Below are 24619 nucleotides of genomic sequence, written 5' to 3' on the forward strand. Positions count from 1 at the left end.
ATTCGACGCGCCGCGGGCATGCTACTTTGCCCCTCAGTCCGGCCGGAGCCGGTCGAGGAGCATGTCGAATTCCGGTGTGCCGCGCAGCGCTGTGGCGGCGATACGACCGCCGTCCAGGAGCACGATGCGATCGGCGATATCGGCCTCGCGGCGGATGTGCGTGGCAATGACAAGGCTGCGCCCGGCGGCCGCCGAAACCAGCCGTACAAGCACCGCGCGAGCCGTGCCGGCATCGAGGCCTTCCGTCGGCTCATCGAGCAGCCACAGCGGCGTGTCGCGCAACAAAAGCCTTGCAAGCGCCAGCCGGCGCGATTGTCCGCCGGACAGGCCGCTGCCGCCTTCGCCGAGACGGCTCGAAAGACCGCGCGGCAAGGCTTCGATATCCTCGAGCAAACCGGCGGTGGCGAGCGCGCGGCGCAGCTGGCTATCATCCGCATGCGGATCCGCCAGCCGCAGATTGTCGCGCACCGTGTCCTGAAACAGCTCGCTGCGCTGTGTCAGCGTCGCCGCCGGCAGAGAGGCAACCGTGCCATTGGTTGCAGCGATCTCGCCTGCGAGCAGCGCCAGCAATGTCGACTTGCCGACACCGCTCGGGCCGACGATGGCCAAGCGTTCACCGACCGCCAGCGACAGGGATAGATCGCGCAGGACCGGCAGCGCCGCGCCTTGATGCCCGGCGACGACACCTGCCATCTGGAAGGCATGCTCCGGGTCCGGCCCGATAATCCCCGGCGCAGCAGAAACCGGCGCCAGCCGGGGCGCAATGCGTTTGGCGGCAAGCAACGTCCGCCCGAGTTCAAGGGCACCACGACGCATGGCAGCAAAGGGCTCCGTGGCGGCGAAAGCGACCAGCAGTGCGAAAGCGGCGGAAGGCGCTCCAATCGTTCCCTGCTTGGCAAGCAGGGCGACGGTCAGGAGCGTTGCTGTCAAAAGTAATGTGGAGGCCAGCGAAAAGCCTGCAGCGACAGCGGTGTCGATCCGGTTGAGGGCATCGTCGGCCTGCGCCAGCCGTTGATCGGCCGCAGCAATGGCCACCCGTTGCGCCTGCAACCGCCCGACCATTGCAAGGTCCGTCTGGCCGGCGACGAGATCGATGCTCCGGGCGCGCAAGGCTTCCATGGCATGGACGCGACGCCGCCCCGGCTTAAACGCAAAATGTCCCGCCGCGAGCGAAAGGCCAAGACAGATGGCAACAAGCCACAGTCCCGCCAGGCCACCAAACAGCGGATCGATGAAACAGAGCGCGATCATGACCGCGAAAGCGGCAAGGACGGCAACGCCGGCCGGCACCAGCACGCGCAGATAGAGCGAATCGAGCGCATCGACATCGTTCGTCAAGCGGAAGAGCAGCTTTGCCGGCCGGCGCATCATCGCTGCGGCGGCAGCCGGCTGCGCCCAGCCGCGAAACAGCCGCTCACGCAGCGCTGCGAGCACCTTGAGCGTCGCATCATGCGTCACGATTCTCTCGCCATAGCGAGCCGCCGTGCGGCCGATCGCAAGCAGGCGTATGCCGGCGGAAGGCGCAAAGACATCGAAGACCATTGCGCTGGTGACCGTCAGGCCGGCAAAGGCCGAAGCGGTGATGAACCAGCCGGATAGTCCGAGCAGCGCGGTACCGGCAAGCGTTGCCAGTGCCGACAGGCCGGCGCCGAGACCAAGGCTCGCGCCGCGCTCGATCCAGAACAGCCGGATAACCGGAAGAAGGGTAGAGAGAGAGCGTCTCATGCAGCCACCCTCCGCACCGGTGCATCCAGACGAACGACACGGCCGAGACGTCCTGCCAGCACCGGATCATGTGTGGCGACGATCAGCACACGGCCCTTGGCAAGCGCAAGCAGCGCATCCGTCACGGCAGCCGCCGTTTGCGCATCGAGATGGGCAGTCGGCTCGTCGGCAAGGATGATGTCGGCGTGTTCGTCGACCATCATCCGGGCAAGCGCCAGCCTCAATGCCTCGCCGCCGGAAAGACCGAGACCGCCCTCTCCGACCGCTGCAACCCTCTCGGCAGTAAAGACCTCGTCGAGCGCCACATTCCGGAGGGCATTTGCAACCGCATGACCATCGATGCCGGTTCGTCCCAGCGCAATATTCCCTATGACACTACCAGCGAACACATGAGGCGACTGCCCGATCCACGCCATTCGCCGGCGCAAGCCATCCGCCGTATCATCCCGCAGCGGAACGCCGCCGACACGAATCACGCCGGCTTCATGCGGCGCTAGGCCTGCAATCAGCGACAGAATGGTCGTCTTGCCGGAGCCGCTGGCGCCCCATAGAGCGATATGTTCGCCTGGAGCGACGAAGAGATCGAAATGATCGATGACAGCCCTCCGCTCCGCACCATGGCGGAAGACCAGACCTTGGATCTCGACCGAGGCAGGGCCGGTGGATATGCACGGCTTCGCATCGCTGCCGCCGAGAATCGTTTGTTGCGACGATGCCAGATCCTTCAGCGCCGCAAGGGCCGCTTCTCCGGCTGCCCGGTCGTGCCAGACTGCCGACAATTCACGCAACGGCTCGAAGAAGGCGGGTGCGAGCAGAAGAATGAAGAGCCCCTGCGTCAATGTCAGGCGACCATCCCAAGTGCCGATGTCGATCGAGCCGAGTAGGCTGAAGCCGACATAGACGGCCATCGCTGCAACGCCGAGAGCGGAGAAAAATTCCAATACCGCCGACGACAGGAAGGCGATTCTCAACACCGCCATGGTGCGAACCCGCAACGACTCCGCGTCCCCACGCAATCGCAGCGCCGTCGCATCGACAGCACCGAGCGCGCGAATGGTGGCAAGTCCGCGCAGCCGGTCGAGCAGAAAAGCGTTGATGCCGCCGGTCTCGGCGAGCTGTTTCTCGCTGGCGGCTTTGGCACGCCAGCCGATCAACGCCATGAAGATCGGGATCAGCGGTGCGCAGAGAGCGAGGATCACGGCCGCTACCCAGGAAATCGGGAGGATGCAGACGAACATGACGAGCGGCACCACGCTTGCCTTCAAGCGTGCGGGACGAAATCGCTGGAAATAAGGAACAATCGCTTCGGCCTGCTCGCCCAGCATGCTCGCCGCCAGACCGGATGCGGGCCTGGCGCTATCCAGGGGCGAGCGGAGTGCGAGTGCTGCCGTTGCGGCCGAACGATGCGCGGTCAGCTCCCGGCGTGCCGCCTGGAAAGCCAGCCGCCCGCCAGCCGCATCCAGGGCGGCACGCAGGATGCCAAGGCCCAAGACGATGGTAGCGGGTATCGTCAGATCCGACACCCCACCACCTTCGCTGATCGCTCCCACGCCAACGGCGAGCATGGCGGCCTGCCCTATCCACACCAGAGAAGACAAGCAGTGCAAAGCCGACGCAAAACCCAAACGGGCGAGCCGTTCCGGAGATCGGCGGGCGGCTGCACCACGAGCATCGGCGCTTGCAGACATGCTCGGGCCACCAGCCTCTCGTCTTTCCAACATTCCATCGCCGGTAGAGGAAACACTCACGCTAGCCTGCCCTTTCCAATTCCGTGCCCTCAAGAAGGGCCAATCGCCGAACCAGGAACACACTTGCTGCAACCGATGATATCGGAGCCCAACTAATATGACTGGCTTTCCGCTCCTTGTCAGCGCCAGAATAGCGACGCCGGCTCGCCGATGGGTTGATACCATGGCAAGTTGTTCGCGAAATAGTACTAGTGCATTTTTTGCACTGCACAAAAGCGCAGGATGTCGCAGGGCACCTCCGCAAAGACGGCAGATTGACGCAGAACGAGGCATTTCGACTATTCGTACAGGCTGTTCAACGCGATTTCCTTCAATCCCAAAGCGCGGCTGTGTATTGCTCCGCATCATTCCCGATACAAGACTTGACGGGCGCCGTCGTTATCGATGTGTTGGGCAAGGATCGGTTTGCGCAAGCGAGAGTTGACGGAGAACTTGCGGGCCGGCTGAGGCGACCGCCCGGTATCGACGCATTTTATGGAGATTGAGATGTATGCGAAAATCATTTGTGCGATAGGGCTCGGATCACGCGAGCGCGCCGAACGTTTGTTGCGCACGTCTCAGGCTCTCCTGACGCCGGGCGGCGAGTTGACCGTCGTGCATGTCATCGAACGCTCTCCGTCCGGAGACGAGAGCCCGGATAAATGGGCGGTCTCCGTCATCGGGGAAGCCGAGGAAAAGCTCAACGCACTCTGTAAGCGTCTCGGTATAATCGCCTCCATCGACGTACGCATGGGGACGGCATCGAAAACCTTGCTGATCGTCGCCAAGGAGAAGAAGGCTGACTTGATCGTCCTGGCAACTCATGCGTCCGATATCCTCGACCGCATATTCGGTTCAACGGTCGAGTACGTCACCCGGCACGCCGAATGTTCCGTTCTCATCGATCGAGCCGAGAAATCCGACCATAGCGCAACAACAAAGGGCAAAGGGAAGCAGACGTAGCGCTCCGTCGCGCCACATGATTCTGACCGCTTCTGTTGAGCGACGCCCTAGTGACCGCTTGCGTTGCCGTTCAACGGTGTTACATACCCGCTCCCGTCACCTATCCAAGACGATCTATATGACCGAAGCCGCCATCACCTGGAGCATCGCCGGCCTGACCGCCATAGGGGTCGTCACGCGCCCGTTCCGATGGCCGGAAGCGGTCTGGGCCGTGTTCGGCGCGGCGCTCCTGCTTGCCTTCCGGCTTATCGGGCCGGCAGACGTGTGGGCCGGCGTGTCAAAGGGCTTCGATGTCTATCTGTTCCTGATCGGCATGATGCTCCTGTCGGAGCTTGCCCGGCGGGAAGGATTGTTCGATTGGGTGGCAGCGATCGCCACCTCGCATGCCAAAGGCTCGCCTCGGCGGCTGTTTCTGCTCGTCTATGTCGTTGGCGTTGTCGTGACCGTGTTTCTCTCGAACGATGCGACCGCCGTCGTCCTGACACCCGCCGTCTACGCGGCCTGCCGCGCGGCCCGGGTCAAGGACCCCATGCCCTACCTATTGATCTGCGCCTTCATCGCCAATGCCGCCAGCTTCGTGCTGCCTATCTCCAACCCGGCCAACCTCGTCATCTTCGCCGGTGGCGAGATGCCGCCCCTATCGCGGTGGATGCAGACCTTCATGTTGCCGTCGATCGTCTCGATCGTCGTGACCTTCGCCTGTCTCTACTGGACGCAAAGACGCGCATTGGCGGAGGACAGCATCGCACGCAGCGTCGAGGAACCCGCCCTTTCGCGCAGCGCCCGGCTGGCCGGATGGGGACTTGTGGCGACCGCCATCATTCTGATCGGGGCATCGGCCATGAACGTCGATCTCGGGATCCCGACATTCGCCGCCGGCGTCACCACGACCATCCTCGTCCTCGCGCTCACCCGGCAGAGCCCGGTCGAGACCATCCGCGGCATCAGTTGGAGCGTGCTGCCTCTCGTTGCGGGGCTGTTCGTGATCGTCGAGGCGGTCAATCATACCGGCTTGACCGCTCTTTTGTCCGGCAAGCTGGCTTCGCTTGCGGCTCAATCCCAGGGGCAGGCAGTCGGCGCGGCGGGCCTTTCCGTCGCGATCGTCTCCAATCTCGTCAACAACCTGCCGGCAGGCCTTTTCGCCGGCAGCGCAGTACAGGCGGCCCATGTTGCGGACGCCATAGCCGGCGCAGTACTGATCGGCGTCGATCTCGGTCCCAACCTGTCGGTGACCGGTTCGCTCGCCACGATCCTGTGGCTCGCTGCCCTGCGTCGCGAAGGCCTTCATATGGGCGCATGGGCCTTTCTGAAGCTCGGCATCGTCGTGATGTTTCCGGCACTGATCCTCTCGCTAGCGGCACTTTCGCTGATATGACGGGCAAAGAATCCCGGCGTCGTAGACGACCGGTCGATTATTTGTTACGCACGGATCATGACGACCAGAAGAAAATCTGATCTGACGCGTAACCACATCCTCGCGATCGGGCGAGAACTGGTGCTGCGAAAGGGTTTTGGCGGCGTTGGCCTGAAGGAACTGCTCGAGCAAAGTGCAGTGCCGAAGGGATCGTTCTATTATTATTTTGCGTCCAAGGAAGCCTTCGGCTGTGCTCTGCTGAAGGAATATTGCGCCGACTATGCAGAGCGGCTCGACGCTCTGTTCGGCTGGAAGGGCAATGGCCGTCAAAGGCTGATGCACTATTGGCGTGCATGGGTTTCCGACGATCATGCGGCCAGCCTCGCGGATCGCTGCCTCGTCGTGAAACTCGCAGCGGAGATATCCGACCTTTCCGAAGGCATGCGTGTGATCCTGCTCGGCGGCGTCGAGGATCTCATCCGGCGCATTACCAAAACAATCACCGAGGGTCGCGACGATGGTTCCATTGCGCCTTCATGCGTCCCGGAAAAGATGGCCCGGTCGCTTTACAGCCTGTGGCTTGGTGCAGCGATCCTGGCCAAGCTTGGAAAGGACAAGACACCGCTCGACCAGGCAATGCTTGCCACCGAGCAAGCACTTTCCCTACCCGGCAGCCTTTGATCCAGGCCCGGACCAGCACATGAACATACAAGGAAAACAGAATGCGTAGTGCCATCCATGATGTCTTCGGCGATCCTACCACGGTCCTTCGCCTCGCCGACATGCCCCTTCCCGAACCTGCTGCGGGAAGCGTGCGGATTCGCACCATTCTGTCGCCCATTCACAATCATGACCTTTGGACCGTCCGCGGCGCCTACGGCTACAAGCCGGTCTTGCCCGCCATCGGCGGCAGCGAGGCGGTGGGTATCGTCGATGCTGTCGGCGCTGGCGTCGATGTGACGCTGGTCGGCAAGCGCGTCGTTGCGGCCGGTGTCCATGGAACCTGGGCCGAGCAATTCATCGCGCCCGCTGCAAGCCTCGTTCCGGTGCCCGATGTCATCACCGACGAGGCCGCCGCCCAACTCATTGCCATGCCATTCAGTGCTATTGCGCTTCTGGAGTTCCTCGATGTCGGCCGTGGCGATTGGATCATCCAGAATGCAGCGAACGGAGCAGTCGGCAAGACCCTGGCCATGCTGGCGCATAGTCGCGGCGTACACGCGGTCAATCTCGTCCGGCGGGATGCCGGCGTAGACGAGCTGGCCGCGTTCGGCATCGAGAATGCGGTCTCGACCGCCTCTCCGGATTGGAAGGCCAAGGTGCGCGCCATCATTGGCGACGCACCGATCCGTGCCGCCGTCGATTCCGTCGGAGGCGTGGCGAGCAACGACCTTGCCGACCTCTTGGGGGAGAACGGCCTCCTGGTTTCCTTCGGGACGGCAGCCGGCAAGCCGATGCAGATCGCATCGGGCGCCGTCATCTTCAAACAGCTGACGATCAAGGGATTCTGGGGCAGCAAGATCAGCGCCGCCATGTCCGCCGACGAGCGCCGCCGGCTGATCGAAGAACTCATCGCGCGCGTTGCCTCAGGTGATGTCGAGCTGCCGGTGGAAGCGGCCTATGATATCACGGAGATCGCCCAGGCGGTAAAGTCCTCGCTGACACCGGGCAAGGCAGGCAAGGTTCTATTGAAACCGTAGCTTTCAGGCAGCGCTCGCCGCCCGCCGGTTCCCGGATCGCCACCGGCTCCTTGCACGAGTAACCATTCCCTCTCCATGGGTCGCCCCTGGCCGCAGAGCGCTCGGTGCGATAGCCGGCGAATAAATTCAAACACTTCGCCTCGACACACGCGTCTCGTTGCGGAGCGTGTCCAGCTGCTGCACGCGCGCGGGTCAGTTGCAGCAGCGGCGCTGGGACTGCATAGCCGCACTCCACGCCGATAGATTGCCGCCGACAGCAAGCGGCCACCGCGAAAATTCCATAAAAATGCTCTTGTCCCTCTAGTTACTAGAGGATGTAGCAATGGTTCCACGACCCAATCTGGAACCCGAATATGACTTCGACAACACAACAGAGCCGCTATCGCGTCGATGGCATGGACTGCGCTTCCTGCGCTGCGAAGATCGACACGGCCGTTCGTCGCCTGCAGGGCGTTGAGGACGTTTCCGTATCGGTCACGGCAGGCACGATGACAGTCAAACATCAGGGCGATGACACTCTCGCGCCGGCAATTGCCAAGCGCGTGACGGGACTGGGTTACAAGATCATTCCGCTTCCTCAAAGTAGCGCGCCCGCGGCCAAGGAAGACGAAAGCCATGCCTGCGGCTGTGGCCACGACCATCATGATCACCAGGCACAAGGCCATGATCACAAAGATCACAATCATGACCATGGCCACGGCGATCGTGGAACCGGAAGCCACGAGCATGCTCATCCGGGACAAAGCCACGACGCACATGGGCACGCGGCGACCGTTGCCGGTCTCCATGGACACGATCATGGGCCGAGCATCGGGCCATGGTGGAAATCTGCAAAGGGCCGATTGACGATCGCCAGCGGCATCGCACTTGCCGTGGCCTGGGCCATTGGCAAACTCGTGCCTGGACTGGAGGGCTGGATCTTCACCGCCGCCATGCTTGTTGGCTTGTTGCCGATTGCCCGGCGCGCCTTCATGGCCGCGATGGTCGGAACGCCGTTCTCGATTGAGATGCTGATGACGATCGCGGCGATCGGCGCTGTTATCATCGGCGCCAGCGAGGAAGCCGCAACCGTGGTCTTCCTGTTCCTGATCGGCGAGCTGCTGGAAGGCGTTGCGGCCGGCAAGGCCCGTGCCAGCATCCAATCGCTGACGGATCTGGTTCCCAAAACCGCCCTCGTCGAGGAGAACGGCAAGACGCGCGAAGTGCAGGCGGAGAGCCTGTCCGTCGGTGCCGTCATCCTGGTGCGCCCGGGGGACCGAATTCCCGCCGACGGCACGATCCTGTCCGGTGAAAGCGCCATCGACGAAGCGCCCGTCACCGGTGAGAGCACGCCTGTGCGCAAGGGGGCCGATGCGACCGTCTTTGCCGGTACCGTCAACGGCGATGCGGCACTACGCATTCGCGTTACGGCGGCCGCTGCCGACAACACGATCGCCCGCGTGGTCAAGCTGGTCGAGGAGGCGCAGGAATCGAAGGCGCCGACCGAGCGCTTCATCGACCGCTTCTCGCGCTATTACACGCCGGGCGTCGTCGTTGTCGGCGCGCTCGTCGCCGTCGTCCCGCCGCTTCTGCTGGGCGGCAACTGGGGCGAATGGGTCTACAAGGGCCTGGCCATCCTGCTGATCGGCTGCCCCTGCGCCCTCGTCATCTCGACGCCGGCGGCAATCGCGGCCTCGCTGTCATCAGGCGCCAGACGCGGCCTGCTCCTCAAGGGTGGCGCCGTGCTGGAGAATATCGGCAAGGTGACCGCAGTCGCCTTCGACAAGACAGGCACGCTGACGGAGGGCAAGCCCAAGGTCACGGATATCGTCGGCCTCGGCACGGGCGACGCAGAGGTGCTGCGATTGGCGGCGGCTCTCGAAACCGGCTCGAACCATCCGCTCGCCCGGGCGATCCTCGATCGCGCCGCCGCGGACGGTACGGAAGTGCCGTCGGTCATCGATGCAAAGGCGATCGGCGGCAAGGGCGTGAGCGGCACGGTTGACGGCATCGAGGTCTTCCTCGGTTCGCCGCAGGCGGCCGCCGACAGAGTTCCCCTTGCCCCGGAACAATCGGCACGGATCGCCGAACTCAACGACGAGGGAAAGACCGTCTCCGTTCTGGTGGTCAGGGGCGTGGCCGCCGGCCTGCTGGCGATGCGCGACGAACCGCGGGCCGATGCCGCGGCGGGCCTGAAGGCACTAGCGGATGCCGGCATCAAGACGATCATGCTGACCGGCGATAACAGGCGCACTGCGCAGGCCATCGGCAAGACGCTCGGCATCGAGGTGAGGGCGGAGCTGCTGCCTGAAGACAAGCAGCGCATCGTCGGCGAGCTGAAACGCCAGGGCCTTCGGGTCGCCAAGGTCGGCGACGGCATCAATGACGCGCCGGCGCTCGCCGCCGCCGACGTCGGGATTGCCATGGGCGGCGGAACCGACGTCGCGCTCGAAACGGCCGATGCCGCCGTGTTGCATGGCCGCGTCGGCGACGTCATCGAGATGATCGACCTTTCGAAGCGGACGATGAGCAATATAGGCCAAAACATCACCATCGCGCTCGGCCTGAAGGGTGTTTTCCTGGTCACGACGATCGTCGGCGTCACCGGTCTCTGGCCGGCGATCCTCGCCGATACCGGAGCGACGGTGTTGGTCACCATGAACGCACTGCGCCTGCTCGGCGGGAAGCGGCGGCGGATCGAAGCCTGACACCCGTGGCGGATCACTCGCGGATATCAAGCAACTCGTCCCGAAACCCGCCTGTTCACAACAACCGTTTTGCCTAACGGATAGCGACACGCGCCCTCGGGCGCGCGTCGTTTCGCTCATGGGCAAAAATCTGAGCCGGGAGCGGCGGAAGCTCTCGAATGATATCCGCGCCCTTCTCGCCGACCATGATCGTGGGTGCATTGGTGTTGCAGGAGGGAACGCGCGGCATGACAGAGGAATCGCAGACCCGCAGCCCTTCCAATCCACGAACCTTCAGGTCAAGGCCGACAACGGCATCCGGACCGGTGCCCATCTTGCAGGTGCCGACCGGATGGTGGTCGGTCTTGGCATTGGCGCAGCCATAATCGAAAAGCTGTTCGTCGGTGACGACCTTCGGGCCTGGAAGGCGCTCGGCAAGCACGAACGGCTTGAGGGCCGCCTGCTGCATGATCTCGCGCGCAACCTTCAAGCCCTCCAGCGACATCGCCCTGTCGTGAGGATCCGACCAGTAGTTCGGATCGATCAATGGAGCGGCCGCGGGGTCCGATGAGGAGAGCCGGACCGTCCCCCTGGACCGGGGATGAAGATAGGCTGAATTCAGCGTGACGCCGGCATTCTTGAGACGCTCGACGCCCGCCTCGATCCCCGAGCCGAGGCCGAGGTGAAACTGGATGTCGGGAGAACGCGCCTCGGGATCGGCATACCAGAAGCCGCCTGTCTCGAAGAGGGAAGACGCCACGGGACCCGTCCTGAACAGCATATATTCGAGCCCGGCCCACAGCGTCCTGTGGAGTTTTGCCACGCCGTCATAGGTATGGTCGCCGGTGCACTCCGCGATCACGAAGAGATCGAGATGATCCTGCAGGTTCCCGCCAACGCCCGGAAGGTCGTGCAGGACCTTCACGCCGACCGATCGCAAGTGATCGGCGGGGCCGATACCGGATTGCAGCAGCAGCTTGGGCGAGCCGATCGCACCTGAGGAAACGATGACCTCCCGCTCCGCCCGCACGATCTCCGACCCTTGTTGCGACGCGATTTCGACACCGACAGCCCGCGTCCCTTCGAGGACAATGCGGGCTACGCGCGCGCCCGTTCTGACTGTCAGGTTCTTCCGCTGCTTGATGGGTGAAAGATAAGCGAGCGAGGCGGAGGAGCGGCGGCGATTGCGCTGCGTCAGCTGATAGAAGCCGACGCCGGCCTGTTGGCGGCCGTTGAAATCATGGTTGTAGGGAATGCCGAGTTCCTGGCCGGCACGAATATAAGCATCACAAATCGGCAAGGCGGAAACCGGCATGGAGACGCCGAGCGGCCCGCCATAGGAGTGATAATCATCCGCAAAACGCTGATTGTCTTCGGCGCGCTTGAAATAGGGAAGGATGGAACGATAGTCCCAGCCCTCGCAGCCGTCCTCGCTGGCCCATAGATCGTAGTCCACCGCGTTGCCGCGCGTGTAGAGCTGTGCGTTGATCGACGAACCGCCGCCGATGACCTTGGCTTGCGTATAGCGAAGAACCCTGCCCTTCATGTGTTTCTGGGGTACCGTCTCCCAGCCCCAGCTGGCCACTCCCTTGGTCATCTTGGCAAAGCCTGCCGGCATGTGGAAGAGCGGGTTCCAGTCTCCGCCTCCCGCCTCCAGCAGCAGCACGTTGACATCCGGGTCTTCGCTCAGCCGATTGGCCAGAACGCATCCCGCCGGACCAGCGCCGGTAATGATATAGTCGAAACGCATATCTCAAATCCTGTCTACAAACGGGGAATGGACAGACCGCCATCCGCATCGATCACCGTGCCGGTGGCAAAAGCGAAGTCGCCGGAGGCGAGCGCGGCGCAGATCCTGCCGATGTCCTCTGCTTCGCCCCACCGTTTCATCGGCACCAGCCCGCCCTCGATCAGCGTGTCGTATTTGGAGCTGACGCCTGCGGTCATATCCGTGCGGATGATGCCGGGGCGGACTTCGAAGACAGCGATGCCGGATTCGGCAAAACGCAAGGCGAGCCCTTGCGAAAAGGCGGCAAGCCCGGCCTTGCTGATGCAGTAATCCAGTCGTTCGGGTGAGCTCGCCTCCGCCGATACGGACGTGATGTTAATGATCGAGCGCGGGTGCGAGCGACTGCCGGACACCAGCATCGCCTTGACCACAGCCTGGGTGAAGAAAACGGTGCCCTTGAGATTGGTCGCCAGGATCGCATCGAAATTCTCGGGCAGCAGCTCGAGAAAATCGCCGCGCACGACCGCGGCCATGCCGGCATTGTTGACGAGGCAATCGATGCGGCCAAAGCGCCCCAGAATGGCGTGGACGGTTGCGTCATGCTTTCCGACATCGGACAGATCGGACTGAATGTAGAATGCATCACCGCCAAGAGCCTTGAGCCCGGTGATCACCTCCTCGGCGGTCTCCTCGGGTCCGATGCCGGTAATGACGATGCTGTAACCGGCCTTTGCGAGCGCGGACGCTATGCCGAGGCCAATGCCCCTCCGTCCTCCGGTGATGACCGCGACCGGCCGTTCAACCTTGTCTGTCATGCGTTCAGGTCCTTGGATGCGATGTGATCGGCGACGCGCAGAGCCTGGCTGGCAACCGTGAGCGCTGGGTTCACGGCTGCCGAGGTCGGCAGGAAGCTCGCGTCGACCACAAAGAGGTTCGGATGGTCATAGGCACGGCAATAGATGTCGAGCGGTGCGCTCGCCGGATCATTGCCGATCCGGACCGTGCCACATTGATGGGACGGCGTACGCTTGTCGAAGGGACGCGAGAGCACGAGCGGAAAACCGATGGATTTCAGTATGTCCTTGAGCTTGGCGACCAGTGCGAGATGGGCGTCCCAGTTGGTGCGCTGCCATTGCAGGACGATGCGATCGCCATCGATCATGACACGGCTTTCCGGGTTCGGCATATCCTCGCTCATCGCATAGAAATCGATCGCCCTGTTCGTCATCTGTCCGAGCACCCACTCCGGCACCTTCGGCAGCGAACCCTTGAGTACCTTGGCGGAAATCCTGCCCAACAGCTGAACATTGCCGAGGGGCGGGCCGCCATTTCCGTCGGAGAGATAAAAATCATTGAAGCCGAAGGTCTTCTGATAGACGGAGGTGTTGCGATAGGTCGGCGACACGCCGATCACCGCCGAGGAATTGTGGTTCATGAAGTTCCGCCCGACCTGGTCGGACGAATTCGCCAACCCTTTCGGGTGCCGGTCATCGGCCGAGCGCAAGAGAAGCACCGCCGATTGCACCGCGCCGGCGGACAGGATGACGAGCTTGGGTGAAAGCCTGATCTCCTCACCGTTCATCTGGTAGACAACGCTGGCGATCCTGCCGTCCGCCGCAGCTTCGAGCCTTGTTACCCGCGCACCCGTCTGAAGGCGGACATTGCCGTGCTTCAGGGCAACGGCAAGGGCCACCGTTTCAGCATCCATCTTGCCGTCACGCGAATTCGGATGGGCATCCCAGGGCGTCTTGGCCTTGGCAAGCCAGGCCTCGAGATCGATGCCCAACGGCAGAGAATAGGGATGGAGGCCCTTTTCCTTCAGCCGCGCCCTGACGTCGGCGATTGGCGCCTCGTCGGGAACCGGCGGGAAATCATAGCCGAGCGAATGATTTGGTTCGGTCGGATCCTCGCCGAGGCGTCCCCGAACCTGATACATGCGCTCGGCGCGGCTGTACCAGGGTTCCAGCACGTCATAGGAGAACGGCCAGGCGGGAGACACGCCCTCGCGATGCTGTATCTCCTCGAAGTCTTCCCTGCGGTAACGGACGAGGACTGCCCCATAAAACTTTGAATTGCCACCGACATTGTAATAGTTTCCCGGATTGAAGCCGGCGCCGCCGGCCTCGTACCAGGTCTCCTTCGGGCGAAAATGGCCCCGTTGAAAGATCGCCCTCTGGTCCCGGTTTTCGGGGCGATCGGCGATATGATCGCCGGCCTCGAGGATCAGGATCTCGGCTCCCGTCGCCGCCAGCCCGGCCGCGACCGTCGAGCCACCGACGCCCGAACCTATGATGACGATGTCAGGTGTTTTGCTCATGTCGATATCTCTGATGCCGTCTCACGCAATCCGCATCTGGCTTTGCGGATCGAAGAAAACAGCCTTGTCGAGATTGAAGGCGAGGCGTGCGTGCTGGCCTGCCTGGATGCGTGCATCCGCACGCAGCCGGGCGACGACCTCCTTGCCGCCGAGCTTGATGACGGCGAATGTGTCGGAGCCCGCCGGCTCGACCACCTCGATCAGGCAATCATTTTCGGCCACCGTCTTCGCATTGCGATCGGCGCCGTCCGGATCGGTCAGCGCCTCGGGGCGAATGCCGAAGACGATCGCACGTCCGGCATGCGCCTCCAGCTGCTCGCGGCCCGCAGCGATCGGCAGTCTGATCGGCTCGCCATCCGCGCGCGCCAGCGAGACGGAAAGCCCGGTGTTTCCCTTCTCGATCGTTCCGGAAAGCAGGTTCATGGCGGGCGATCCCATGAAGTCGGCGACGAACATATTGGCCGGATTGTTGTAGATTTCCGCCGGCGACCCGAACTGCTGCAGAACGCCGTCCTTGAGAACGGCGATCTTTGTCGCCAGCGTCATGGCTTCGATCTGGTCATGCGTCACATAAACGATGGTCGTCTTCATCCGCGCGTGCAGGCGCTTGATCTCCGTGCGCATATCGACGCGAAGCTTGGCATCGAGATTGGACAGCGGCTCGTCGAAGAGGAACAGCTTGGGATCGCGCACCAGGGCACGGCCCATGGCGACACGCTGGCGCTGGCCGCCCGAGAGCTGGCTCGGCTTCCGATCGAGCAGATGACTGATCTGCAGGACCTTGGCGACCTCGTCGATCGCCTTCTTGCGCTCTTCGGCGGGCACGCCGCGCATCTCCATGCCGAAGGCGATGTTGCCGGCCACCGTCATGTTCGGATAGAGCGCATAGCTCTGGAACACCATGGCGATGTCGCGCTTGGAGGGATGCAGACCGGCGATGGAACGCCCGTCGACGCGGATGTCACCCTCGCTGATCGCCTCTAGGCCGGCGATGGTATTGAGCAGCGTGGACTTGCCGCAACCGGACGGTCCTACGAGAACCAGAAAGCCACCCTTCTCAAGCTCGAGGTCGATGCCTTTCAGGATATCGAGTGCGCCATAGCGCTTCTTCAGTCCGGAAATTTCAAGAAAAGCCATAGCGATTATCCTTTGACAGCGCCCGCCATCAGACCGCGCACGAAGTAGCGGCCAGCGAGTATGTAGACGATGAGCGTGGGGACGGCGGCAATCATGGCGGCGGCCATGTTGACGTTGTATTCGACCACGCCGGTCGAGGTGTTGACGACATTGTTGAGCGCCACCGTCATCGGCATGGAATCACCGGTTCCCGCATAGGCCGAGGCGAACAGGAAGTCGTTCCAGATGTTGGTGAACTGGTAGATGACCGTCACGACGATGATCGGCAGGGAATTCGGCAGCATGATGCGGCGGAAGATCTGGAAGAAGCTCGCGCCATCGACCTGCGCTGCCCGCACCAGTTCGGTCGGGAAGGCTTCATAGTAGTTCCGGAAGAACAGCGTGGTGAAGCCGAGACCGTAGACGACGTGAACGAAGACCAGGTTGACCGTCGAATTGCCGAAGCCGAAGCTGAAACCCGTCGCATCCTGCAGCGTCACGCCGAAGCGCCCGAGAGCGCCGAGGATCGTCGCCATCGGCAGCAGCACCGACTGGAACGGGATGAAGCAGGCAAACAGCATCAAGCCGAACACCAGCGTATGGCCCGGAAAGCGCCACTTGGTCAGCACGTAGCCGTTCAAGGCGCCGAAGATCGTCGAGATCGCCACCGCCGGCACGACCATCTTGATGGAATTCCAGAAATAGCCCTTGATGCCGGCGCAGGTGAGGCCGACGCAGGCTTCGCCCCACGCCTTCAGCCATGGGTCGAAGGTGGGAGACTGCGGCAAGGCCAGCATGTTGCCGTTCTGGATCTCGTCCATGGTCTTGAACGAGGTGACCAGCATCACGAAGAGCGGGGCGAGATAGAAGAGCGCAAAGAGCAGCAGCAGGCCATAGATCACGACACGGCCGATCCATCGGCCGCGATTGCCGCCATGCGCCAGCCCGACGGCAGGAGAAACAACGGAGCTCATCGCGCCTTCTCCTTCAGTTCGGAGTAAAGATAGGGAACGATGATCGCCGAAATGGTCATCAGCATGATCACGGCGCTGGCCGAACCAACGGCCATTTCATTGCGCTTGAAGGTATATTCATACATGAAGTTGGAGGGCAGCCAGGCCGAGCCACCGGGGCCGCCCGATGTCAGCGCCACCACAAGGTCGTAGGATTTGATCGCCATGTGCGCGAGCACGATGAAAGCGGACAGGAATACCGGCCTTAGCAGCGGAATGATGATGCGACGGTAGAGCTGGAAGGGCGAGGCGCCATCGATCTGCGCCGCCTTCATGATCTCGCTGTCGATGCCGCGCAGACCGGCGAGGAACATCGCCATGATGAAGCCGGACGCCTGCCAGACACCAGCGATGACGACGGTGTAGATGACGAAATCCTTGTTCTTGATCCAGTCGAAATGGAAGCTCGTCCAGCCGAACTGATGCAAGGTCTGCTCGAGGCCAAGACCCGGGTCCAGGAACCATTTCCAGGCAACACCCGTCACGATGAAGGAAAGCGCCATCGGATAAAGAAAGATCGGCCTGAGCATGCCCTCGCCGCGGATCTTCTGATCGAGCAGGATCGCCAGCAGCAGGCCAAGCGCCAGGCAGATGAAGATATAGAGGAAGCCGAAGATCCCCATATTGACGATCGAGGTATACCAGGACGAGGGCGGATCGCTTTCGAACGTCCAGCGCCAGAGCCGCTGATAGGCGCGCGGGCCGGTCAACGCATAGGACGGAAAGGTCTTGGAGTTGGTGAAGGACAGATAGACGGTCCAGAGAATGAAGCCGTAGACGAAGACAAGCGTGATCGCGAAGCTCGGCGCAAGAACGATCTTCGGCAGGGCATCTTGCAGGCGCGCGCGTAGAGAAACCGCGGGCCGCCGCGCCGACACCGGTTCCGTGGTAGCAACTGAGCTCATGAGGTCCATCTCCTCCCAATGATATGCTCGCTATCGGAGGCTTCCCCGCCAGGGCGGGGAAGCCGTTCTCGACCCGATCAGCGGGCGTCGTCGATCGCCTGAACGAGCTGCTTGACGGCCTCGTCAGACGTCTTGATCTGGCCGTGGACGAACTTTGAGACCACGTCCTTGTAGGCATTGGCGATCGCCGGCGGAGCGCCGTAGCCCTGGGCGAGCGAGCCGAACAGCGTGCCGCCTTCGTTGGCGGCCTTCAGGTCGGCGATGCCCTTCTTGCCGCAGGCGTCGAAGGCGGTGTCCGGAACGTCGGTGCGGGCGGGAACCGATCCCTTGACGACGTTGAAGGCCGACTGGAAGCTCTTCGACAGCGTTGCGGTCGCAAGTGCTACCTGAGCGGCCTTGCGGTCGGCAGGAACGTTGAACATGCCGAACATGTCGGAGTTGTAGATCACGCTGCCTTCGGTGCCGGGGAAGCGGTAGCACAGGTAGTCTGTCCCTGGGGTTTTCTTGGCGGCGACGAATTCGCCCTTGGCCCAATCGCCCATGACCTGAACGAGCGCGTCACCCTTGATGACCATCGCGGTCGCAAGGTTCCAGTCACGGCCGGAAAAGTTCGGGTCGACGTATTTGACGATCGTGGCGAGGTTGTCGAAGGACTTCTTCATCGTGTCGGACTTCAGCGAGGCCTCGTCGAGGTCGTTGAAGGCCTTCTTGTAGAATTCCGGGCCGCCGGTCGAAAGGACGATCGAGTCGAACATCGTCGCTTCCTGCCAGTTCTGGCCGCCGAGTGCGAGCGGAACGACGCCGGCCGCCTTTGCCTTGTCCAGAAGCGCGATCAACTCGGCAAAGGTCTTCGGCTGCTTGCCGCCGATCTTGTCCATGACAGCCTTGTTGATCCAGAGCCAGTTGACGGAGTGAACGTTGACCGGAGCTGCGACCCACTTGCCGTTATAGACGGCGAACTTCTGCAGAGCCTTCGGAACCGACTTGTCCCAGCCTTCCTTCTTGGCCGTCGCGGTCAGGTCGCCCATGACGCCTTCCTGGGCGTAGTCGAGCACGGTATAGCCCAGCATCTGCGAAGCCGTCGGATAGTTTCCGGCAGCAACCATGGCTTTGAGTGCCGTCATGGCCGCGTCACCGCCGCCGCCGGCGACCGGAACATCCTTCCAGGCATATCCCTCCTTGGAAAGATCCTGCTTGAGCACGTTCAGCGCCGCAGCCTCGCCGCCGGATGTCCACCAGTGCAGCATCTGCACCTCTTTTACATCAGCGGCGCGAGCGGACGCGCCGGCACCCGCGACTGCAAGTGCGATCATTGCAGTCGTCGTCAAAAACTTACGCATTTAAAACCTCCCAGTTTTGCAATTTTTAGATGCGAGACCCATTCTCGCATCTATTCCCCGCCCTCCTCAGGCGTAGTCTTCCGCTGGCTAGGCCAGCTTTTCCTTCTGCGGCATCCACCAGCTGGTGCGGCTGCCGACGTGCATGTTGAGTGTCTTGGTCTCCGTATAATCCTCCACCGCGTGGCGGCCGAGCTCGCGCCCGAGCCCGGACTGCTTGTAGCCGCCGAACGGAAGCTCAGGGGTACCATCCATGAACGTGTTCATCCAGACGGTTCCTGCACGGACTCTTCTGCCGATTGTCAGGCAAGTATCGAAGTCGCGGCTCCAGACGCCGGCCGACAGGCCGTAGTCGATCGAATTCGCGATTTCTATTGCCTCGGCGGTCGTCTCGAAGGTCAATACCGACAAAACAGGGCCGAAGACTTCCTCGCGCGCAACCGCCATATCCGGCGTCACACCGGACAGGATTGTCGGCGCCATGAATTGCCCCATGCCAAGGTCGAGAGTGCCGCCGCCGTGCGCCACGTCCGCACCGCCGTCCCTTGCCTTGGCGACGTAACCGGCAATCTTGTCAAAGTGTTGCGGCGTTATGATCGCGCCCACTTGCGTGCTGGGATCCAGCGGATCGCCGACCCTCACATTCTGCGTGAGATCGGCGACGCGCTTGACGACTTCGGATGCAATGCTCTTGTGCAGGATCAGTCGAGAGCCGGCATTGCAGCATTCGCCGGCATTGAAATAGGCGCCGAAAACGGCGGCATCGATGAAGGCGTCCAGATCGGCGTCCGGGAAGACGATCTGCGGGTTCTTGCCGCCGAGCTCGAGCGAAACCTTCTTCAACGTCTGTGCCGCATTGGTCATGGTGAGCTTGCCGACGCCGGTGGAACCGGTGAAGGACACCATGTCAACGTCGGGATGGGATGTCATGACGGCGCCGACCTCGGGGCCGGTTCCGGTGACGATATTGACCACGCCGTCCGGCACGCCCGCCTCCTGCAGGATCTCGCCGAGGACAAGCGTCGAGCCCGACGTCAGTTCGGATGGCTTGACAACTGTCGTGCAGCCGGCCGCCAGGGCGAAGGGAAGCTTCTGACCGACGATCAGGAACGGGAAGTTCCAGGGGGTGATGATGGAGACGACGCCGATCGCCTCGCGCAGAACGACACCGAGTGTTCCCTCGCCGAGCGTATTGTAGCTTTCGCCATGCAGATCGCGCGCGAGTGCCGCCGCATAGCGCCAGATATCAACGGAGCCGGCGATCTCACCGCGCACCTGGCTGATCGGCTTGCCGGCCTCTATCGCATCGAGATAGGCAAGCTCTTCTGCCCGCGCCGCGATGAGATCGGCGGCCCTCAGAAGAACAGCCGATCGCTCGGAGGCCGTCATTCGCGGCCAGGGACCATTGTCGAACGCCTTGCGGGCGGCGGCGATCGCCCGTTCGGCGTCCGCCTTGCTGCCGGCGGGAAAGCGGCCGACCACGACGCCGTGGCTCGGGGCGATGCGCTCGATCGGCCTGGCATCGCCTGCCTGCCACCGGCCGTCGATCAGCATTTTGAAATCCCGCGCCTCATGAGAGCTCAGCGCCTTTGGCTTCACCGGAATCGTCATCACCATTCTCCCTTGAACTGTGCCGGGCGCTTTTCGCTGAAGGAAGCGACGCCCTCTTTCAGATCGCCTGTCTTGGCGGCGAGTATAGACCCCAGCGCCTCGACGGCGGTGCCGTTGTCCTCGCCGTTTGCCGAAGCGACCAGCAGCTTCACGATTTCCAATGCAGCAGGTCCGCGCGCGGCCACGCGCTGCGCATAATCCTTGGCCGCGGCGACAGCGTTGCCGCTCGGGGTGACCGCATCGACGACGCCCAGATTACGCGCCTCCTCGGCCGTGAAGATTTCTCCACCGAGCGCCATACGGCGAACGACTTGTGCGCCGAAGCGTTTGACGAGGCGCTGCGTGCCGGACCAGCCCGGCACCATGCCGAGGCCCGTCTCGGGCAATCCGATCTTGATGTGCTCCTCGGCGATCCTGATATCCGCCACGCCGGCAAGCTCCAGGCCGCCGCCAAGGGCATGGCCATTAAGAGCCGCGATCAGAGGAACGCGAAGGGTCGCCAGTCTTTCGAAAACGCGATGACCGTAGCGAACCCAGGCGTGTCCGAACTCCTGCGGCTCCATTCCGCCCCAGGCCTTGATGTCGCCGCCCGCCGAGAAGCCCTTGCCCTCGCCCGTCAAGATCGCGACCCGAACGGCGCCGTTTGCCTCGACTTCATCGGCAGCATTGCCGAGTGCCTTCAACATATCCAGATCGAGAGCATTGAGCTTTTCCGGCCGAGAGACCGTCATGACTGCGATGTGCCCGTCTATCTCGACCTTCACCGTGCCGCTAGCCATGGAACGTCCCCTCCAGAACGCGGGCGTCTTTCTTCGGCAGGGAAAGGCCGATATTGCCTTCCGCAAAGAGTCCGGCGTCCATCACCTTGAGATCCGCTGCCACGGTGAGCGGGAATTCGGATTGCTCGAGAATATGTGTCTGCAGATCGATGCCCGGCGCGATTTCGGTCAGTACGATGCCGGCCGACGTCAGCTTCATCACGCAGCGTTCGGTGACATAGGTGATGTCCTGACCCTGCTCGACTGCCCGCTTGCCGGAGAAGGTGACATGCTCGACTTCGTTCACCAATTTCTTGAGCTTGCCTTCCTTCTCGATGACCAGCCTGCCGTCGGCGACCGCGATCTTGGCGCCCGCATTGAACATGCCGGAGAAGACGATTTTCCTGGCGCGGGCGGTGATATCGACAAAGCCGCCGGCTCCGGCCGTCACATGCGGCCGGAAGGACAGTTTCGAAACGTTGACGGATCCGTCCCGGCCGATCTCGAGGAAGGACAGGAGCGAAGCGTCGAAACCGGCGCCCTGGAAATAGGTGAACTGATAGGGGGATGGCATATAGGCATCGGCGTTGGATGCGCAGCCGAAAGCAAAATCGAGGAGCGGAACGCCACCGACGGCACCTTGCTCGATGACCCAGGTGACCGCCCCATGCAGCCCCTCTTCCAGCAGGATGCGCGGCACATTCGCCGATATGCCGAAGCCGAGATTGACGCAGCTGCCGGCCTGCAGTTCCTGCGCCACGCGTCGCGCGATTACCTTCTGGATGTTGAATTCAGGAACGCGGAACGTGTCGAGCGGACGAAAAATCTCGCCTGAGATCGCCGGATCGTACAAGGTCTGGGTCGTCTGCTTCTGCTCGGGATCGACGATCACATAGTCGACCAGCATTCCGGGAACGCGAACATCATGCGGCTTCAGCGAACCTTCCTTGGTGATCCGCTTGACCTGGGCAATGACGATGCCGCCATTGTTGCGTGCGGCAAGCGCCTGGTCCAGACCACCCAGATAGGCGCCCTCGTGCTCGTAGGTGAGATTGCCGCGCTCGTCCGCCGTCGTCGCGCGAATGATCGCGACCTGCGGAACGATAGCGGGAAAATACAGCCATTCATCGCCTTCGAAGGACACGCGCTTGACAACCGGCTCTTCGCTCGCGGCGGCATTCATCGCGCAGCCCTGACGCTTGGGATCGACGAAGGTCTCGATCCCCACCTTGGTCAAGACTCCCGGACGCTTGGCGGCGGCCTCCCGGTGCATATCGAAGAGGATGCCCGACGGGATATTGTAGGCGGGAATTTGGTTATCCGTGATCATCTGCCAGATGAGCGGCGGTTCGGCGGTGGACGGTCCGGACGGATAGGAGCCGCCGATGATGCGCTTGAGCAGGCCTTTCTTGGCAATATGGTCGACACCCCTAATGCCGCTCATGTCGCCTGCCGCGATCGGATGCAGCGTCGTGAGATTGCACGGATGCCCCGTCTCATCGAAGCGCTCGCCGATCGCCTTCAGCATCAGATCGGGGCAGCCAAGACCGCTTGACGATGAGACCGAGACGATGGCTCCATCGGGGATCAGGGCGGCGGCTTCGGCCGGAGTGATGTGTTTGCTCATATGCATAATCTAGAGTCCGGTTTTTATCTTGACGGCCGCGCCGCTTCTTGCGGCCTCGACGACGGCGAGGCCGGTTGCAAGCGACCAGACTCCATCCTCGGCTGTAGCGGCAGGACGCCCCTTCCCCGCCACGGCGGCGTGGAAGGCTTCAAGCGCGGTCTGGTAGAGGTTCTTGTCGGTCGTCGGCAGTTCCTGCTCGCCCTCGGCGGTCCGCAATATCACGGTGCCGATCGGCCGCTGCGTCATGACGTTGCGAGCGATGAGCGATCCCTCGGTTCCATGCACCTCGAAGCCGGTGTCCGCATATTTCACCGTAAAGGCATCATGGAACTGGGCGATGACACCGTCCTCGAAGCGCATCACGCCCATGACGGCATCTTCCAGCCCTTCCCTGCCCATTCCGCCCGACTGTGAGAAAGCCGTGACCTCAACCGGGTTACGCCCAAGGACAAAGCGCAGCGTATCGGCGTCGTGAACCGTGATATCGAGGATCACGCCACCGCCGGCGGCCGGCTTCTCGATCCTCCAGCCCTGAAGATGAGGCGGCAGATAGACGGCGTGGAATACCCGAGCCGCCAGCGGCTTGCCGATCTTGCCGGAGGCGATGGCATCCCTCATGGCGATATGGGTCGATGCATTGCGAAGATGATGATTGGTCGCCAGAACGACGCCGGCATCCTTCGCCGTCTTTGCCATAGCATGCGCATCGTCAAGCGACATTGCCAGCGGCTTCTCGCAAAGCACATGCTTGCCGGCGCGAGCCGCGGCAATCGCCTGGTCGCGGTGCAGCTCGTTGGTGGTCGAAATATAGACGGCATCGATCTGCGGATCCGACACAAGCTCCGAGACCTGCGAAACCGACCGGCCGATACCGTTTTCAGCAGCGTAGGCTCGTGCGCGCTCCGGGCTCGAACTCATGACCGACACCACCTCGCCGCCAGCAGCGCGGATGGCGCCGATGACCCATTCGCGGGCGATGGTGCTTGCGCCGATAAGACCCCAACGAACAGTCATGCCAACTCCTCCCTTGATTTTCTCTGCGCGGCACCGCAGCTCTCGCGAACGACGAGACGGACGGCCGCGGTCACGTTCTCCGCCTCCACCTTTCCCGCATTGATCTGCTTGAGAAGAAGCTGAGCCGCACGCCTGCCCATGCCCTGCGGATCGACTGAAATCGTCGTCAGCGCGGGCACTGCAGTCTGCGCCTCGATCACATCGTCGAAACCGACGACGGCGAAGTCACGGCCGGGCTCCATGCCACGCGCGCGAAGCCCGTCGCAGACGCCGAAAGCGACCGCATCATTGAAGCAGACAGCCGCGGTCGGCGGATTGCCCATCGCCATGGTGCGAGCAATCGCATCCGCACCGCCGGCCCTCGATGGGGCCGATGAGACAATCAGTTCGTCGTCAAAACCGAGACCGACTTCCACCACTGCATCCCGGTAACCGGTCAAGCGCTCGGCGAAAACGGCCGTATTGGGAAAGCCGCCCAGGAAGGAAATCCGCCTATGGCCAAGCGAGGCCAGATGCCGGACTGCCGCCGCCGTTCCTTCGTGATTGTCGGATACGATCGAGGAAACCTTGGCGCCGGGCAGGCTGCGCACCGCGACGACGACCGGGATGCCGGCTGCGACCAACGGCTTGAAATCGGCTGCCTCCGTTGCACGGGCCGGCGAAACGATCAGGCCGGAAATGCCATGCTCGCGCATGGACGCAATGACCTCGCGCTGGCGATCGATGCTTTCGCTCGTATTCGACAGAAACTGCACGAAACCCGCGGATTGAACGACCATATCGACTCCCACTGCCAGCTCCGCGAAGAAACTGTTGGTGAGGTCGTTGACGACGACACCAATGATCTTCGACTTCGCGCCCGTCTGCCGGAGCGTGGCGGCGCCACGATTGTAGACATAGCCGAGCTCCCGCATCGCGGCACTGACCTTCACCCGCGTGCCCTCATTGACCAGAGGGGACCCCTGAAGCACCAGCGAGACGGTCGACTTTGAAACGCCGGCAGCCTTCGCGATGTCTATGACGGTAACCCGTCCCCCGGCCATATAATCCTCCCTGC

19 protein-coding genes are annotated in these 24619 nt (G+C 62.5%); 5 read left to right on the plus strand and 14 right to left on the minus strand.

All coding sequences use genetic code 11. The features are described from left to right. Nucleotides 1–33: 33 nt before the first annotated feature. Together FHT29_RS17740 and cydD are read right to left on the minus strand one after the other, a co-directional pair. On the minus strand, nucleotides 34–1725 hold the full coding sequence (locus tag FHT29_RS17740) for an ATP-binding cassette domain-containing protein (RefSeq protein ID WP_047559200.1): 1692 nt from the start codon (nucleotides 1723–1725) through the stop codon (nucleotides 34–36). Beyond that, nucleotides 1722–3413, minus strand: coding sequence for a thiol reductant ABC exporter subunit CydD (gene cydD / locus FHT29_RS17745; protein ID WP_281408378.1), 1692 nt, complete (start codon nucleotides 3411–3413; stop codon nucleotides 1722–1724). Before cydD ends, FHT29_RS17740 begins: the two co-directional genes overlap by 4 nt. Before the next feature lie 546 nt (nucleotides 3414–3959). Between cydD and FHT29_RS17750 the strand changes: the two genes are divergently transcribed. The 5 genes from FHT29_RS17750 (at nucleotide 3960) to FHT29_RS17770 (ending at nucleotide 10156) form a co-directional block, all read left to right on the plus strand. After that, the gene (locus FHT29_RS17750) at nucleotides 3960–4415 is read left to right on the plus strand and encodes a universal stress protein (protein ID WP_047559190.1); all 456 of its coding nucleotides are present in this window, start codon (nucleotides 3960–3962) and stop codon (nucleotides 4413–4415) included. Between the two features lie 118 nt (nucleotides 4416–4533). Further along, nucleotides 4534–5790 carry an arsenic transporter gene (locus FHT29_RS17755; RefSeq protein ID WP_047559189.1) on the plus strand — a complete coding sequence of 419 codons (1257 nt, stop codon included), beginning with the start codon at nucleotides 4534–4536 and terminating at the stop codon, nucleotides 5788–5790. A 57-nt stretch (nucleotides 5791–5847) separates the two neighbouring features. Next, nucleotides 5848–6450: a TetR/AcrR family transcriptional regulator gene (locus FHT29_RS17760; RefSeq protein ID WP_047559186.1), complete on the plus strand. Its 603-nt coding sequence runs from the start codon at nucleotides 5848–5850 to the stop codon at nucleotides 6448–6450. Between the two features lie 41 nt (nucleotides 6451–6491). Continuing rightward, nucleotides 6492–7469, plus strand: a complete 978-nt coding sequence (locus FHT29_RS17765; protein ID WP_047639916.1) for a zinc-binding dehydrogenase — start codon at nucleotides 6492–6494, stop codon at nucleotides 7467–7469. A 353-nt stretch (nucleotides 7470–7822) separates the two neighbouring features. Next, nucleotides 7823–10156 (plus strand): heavy metal translocating P-type ATPase, encoded by a 2334-nt coding sequence (locus FHT29_RS17770; RefSeq protein WP_168599941.1) that lies wholly within the window; start codon nucleotides 7823–7825, stop codon nucleotides 10154–10156. Between the two features lie 73 nt (nucleotides 10157–10229). On the opposite strand, the gene FHT29_RS17775 is transcribed toward FHT29_RS17770, so the two are convergent. The 12 genes from FHT29_RS17775 to FHT29_RS17830 form a co-directional block, all read right to left on the minus strand. Next, on the minus strand, nucleotides 10230–11885 hold the full coding sequence (locus FHT29_RS17775) for a GMC family oxidoreductase N-terminal domain-containing protein (RefSeq protein ID WP_168599942.1): 1656 nt from the start codon (nucleotides 11883–11885) through the stop codon (nucleotides 10230–10232). A 14-nt stretch (nucleotides 11886–11899) separates the two neighbouring features. After that, on the minus strand, nucleotides 11900–12679 hold the full coding sequence (locus FHT29_RS17780; protein ID WP_047559174.1) for a 3-ketoacyl-ACP reductase: 780 nt from the start codon (nucleotides 12677–12679) through the stop codon (nucleotides 11900–11902). Further along, complete coding sequence (locus FHT29_RS17785) at nucleotides 12676–14181, minus strand: GMC family oxidoreductase (protein ID WP_168599943.1); 1506 nt, start codon at nucleotides 14179–14181, stop codon at nucleotides 12676–12678. The genes FHT29_RS17780 and FHT29_RS17785 overlap by 4 nt, the downstream gene beginning before the upstream one ends. A gap of 21 nt (nucleotides 14182–14202) precedes the next feature. Then, nucleotides 14203–15318: an ABC transporter ATP-binding protein gene (locus FHT29_RS17790; protein ID WP_037197717.1), complete on the minus strand. Its 1116-nt coding sequence runs from the start codon at nucleotides 15316–15318 to the stop codon at nucleotides 14203–14205. A gap of 5 nt (nucleotides 15319–15323) precedes the next feature. Further along, nucleotides 15324–16271 (minus strand): carbohydrate ABC transporter permease, encoded by a 948-nt coding sequence (locus FHT29_RS17795; RefSeq protein WP_037197716.1) that lies wholly within the window; start codon nucleotides 16269–16271, stop codon nucleotides 15324–15326. Beyond that, nucleotides 16268–17215, minus strand: coding sequence for a sugar ABC transporter permease (locus FHT29_RS17800; RefSeq protein ID WP_168599944.1), 948 nt, complete (start codon nucleotides 17213–17215; stop codon nucleotides 16268–16270). Before FHT29_RS17800 ends, FHT29_RS17795 begins: the two co-directional genes overlap by 4 nt. 77 nt (nucleotides 17216–17292) lie before the next feature. Beyond that, nucleotides 17293–18555 carry an ABC transporter substrate-binding protein gene (locus tag FHT29_RS17805; RefSeq protein ID WP_037197714.1) on the minus strand — a complete coding sequence of 421 codons (1263 nt, stop codon included), beginning with the start codon at nucleotides 18553–18555 and terminating at the stop codon, nucleotides 17293–17295. 87 nt (nucleotides 18556–18642) lie between these two features. Then, nucleotides 18643–20163 (minus strand): aldehyde dehydrogenase family protein, encoded by a 1521-nt coding sequence (locus tag FHT29_RS17810; RefSeq protein WP_168599945.1) that lies wholly within the window; start codon nucleotides 20161–20163, stop codon nucleotides 18643–18645. Continuing rightward, nucleotides 20163–20942 (minus strand): enoyl-CoA hydratase/isomerase family protein, encoded by a 780-nt coding sequence (locus tag FHT29_RS17815; protein ID WP_037197711.1) that lies wholly within the window; start codon nucleotides 20940–20942, stop codon nucleotides 20163–20165. Before FHT29_RS17815 ends, FHT29_RS17810 begins: the two co-directional genes overlap by 1 nt. Then, a complete protein-coding gene (locus tag FHT29_RS17820) occupies nucleotides 20935–22548 on the minus strand; it encodes an acyl CoA:acetate/3-ketoacid CoA transferase (RefSeq protein ID WP_047559259.1) in 1614 nt (537 codons plus the stop codon). Before FHT29_RS17820 ends, FHT29_RS17815 begins: the two co-directional genes overlap by 8 nt. Before the next feature lie 9 nt (nucleotides 22549–22557). Beyond that, nucleotides 22558–23562: a Gfo/Idh/MocA family oxidoreductase gene (locus FHT29_RS17825; protein WP_047559166.1), complete on the minus strand. Its 1005-nt coding sequence runs from the start codon at nucleotides 23560–23562 to the stop codon at nucleotides 22558–22560. Beyond that, entirely contained in the window at nucleotides 23559–24605 is a 1047-nt protein-coding gene (locus FHT29_RS17830) for a LacI family DNA-binding transcriptional regulator (RefSeq protein WP_037197708.1), read from the minus strand. Before FHT29_RS17830 ends, FHT29_RS17825 begins: the two co-directional genes overlap by 4 nt. Between the last annotated feature and the right edge of the window lie 14 nt (nucleotides 24606–24619).

The sequence above is a fragment of the Rhizobium sp. SG741 genome, assembly GCF_012275435.1.
Lineage (GTDB): Bacteria > Pseudomonadota > Alphaproteobacteria > Rhizobiales > Rhizobiaceae > Rhizobium > Rhizobium lusitanum.

Excerpts from the sequence above, each read along its gene's own strand:
- FHT29_RS17800 (WP_168599944.1), bottom strand. The coding sequence starts at position 17,215 with ATGAGCTCAGTTGCTACCACGGAACCGGTGTCGGCGCGGCGGCCCGCG.
- FHT29_RS17825 (WP_047559166.1), bottom strand. The coding sequence starts at position 23,562 with ATGACTGTTCGTTGGGGTCTTATCGGCGCAAGCACCATCGCCCGCGAA.
- FHT29_RS17765 (WP_047639916.1), top strand. The coding sequence starts at position 6,492 with ATGCGTAGTGCCATCCATGATGTCTTCGGCGATCCTACCACGGTCCTT.
- FHT29_RS17820 (WP_047559259.1), bottom strand. The coding sequence starts at position 22,548 with ATGAGCAAACACATCACTCCGGCCGAAGCCGCCGCCCTGATCCCCGAT.
- FHT29_RS17780 (WP_047559174.1), bottom strand. The coding sequence starts at position 12,679 with ATGACAGACAAGGTTGAACGGCCGGTCGCGGTCATCACCGGAGGACGG.
- FHT29_RS17770 (WP_168599941.1), top strand. The coding sequence starts at position 7,823 with ATGACTTCGACAACACAACAGAGCCGCTATCGCGTCGATGGCATGGAC.
- cydD (WP_281408378.1), bottom strand. The coding sequence starts at position 3,413 with ATGTCTGCAAGCGCCGATGCTCGTGGTGCAGCCGCCCGCCGATCTCCG.
- FHT29_RS17795 (WP_037197716.1), bottom strand. The coding sequence starts at position 16,271 with ATGAGCTCCGTTGTTTCTCCTGCCGTCGGGCTGGCGCATGGCGGCAAT.
- FHT29_RS17785 (WP_168599943.1), bottom strand. The coding sequence starts at position 14,181 with ATGAGCAAAACACCTGACATCGTCATCATAGGTTCGGGCGTCGGTGGC.
- FHT29_RS17805 (WP_037197714.1), bottom strand. The coding sequence starts at position 18,555 with ATGCGTAAGTTTTTGACGACGACTGCAATGATCGCACTTGCAGTCGCG.
- FHT29_RS17810 (WP_168599945.1), bottom strand. The coding sequence starts at position 20,163 with ATGACGATTCCGGTGAAGCCAAAGGCGCTGAGCTCTCATGAGGCGCGG.
- FHT29_RS17760 (WP_047559186.1), top strand. The coding sequence starts at position 5,848 with ATGACGACCAGAAGAAAATCTGATCTGACGCGTAACCACATCCTCGCG.
- FHT29_RS17750 (WP_047559190.1), top strand. The coding sequence starts at position 3,960 with ATGTATGCGAAAATCATTTGTGCGATAGGGCTCGGATCACGCGAGCGC.
- FHT29_RS17775 (WP_168599942.1), bottom strand. The coding sequence starts at position 11,885 with ATGCGTTTCGACTATATCATTACCGGCGCTGGTCCGGCGGGATGCGTT.
- FHT29_RS17740 (WP_047559200.1), bottom strand. The coding sequence starts at position 1,725 with ATGAGACGCTCTCTCTCTACCCTTCTTCCGGTTATCCGGCTGTTCTGG.
- FHT29_RS17790 (WP_037197717.1), bottom strand. The coding sequence starts at position 15,318 with ATGGCTTTTCTTGAAATTTCCGGACTGAAGAAGCGCTATGGCGCACTC.
- FHT29_RS17830 (WP_037197708.1), bottom strand. The coding sequence starts at position 24,605 with ATGGCCGGGGGACGGGTTACCGTCATAGACATCGCGAAGGCTGCCGGC.
- FHT29_RS17755 (WP_047559189.1), top strand. The coding sequence starts at position 4,534 with ATGACCGAAGCCGCCATCACCTGGAGCATCGCCGGCCTGACCGCCATA.
- FHT29_RS17815 (WP_037197711.1), bottom strand. The coding sequence starts at position 20,942 with ATGGCTAGCGGCACGGTGAAGGTCGAGATAGACGGGCACATCGCAGTC.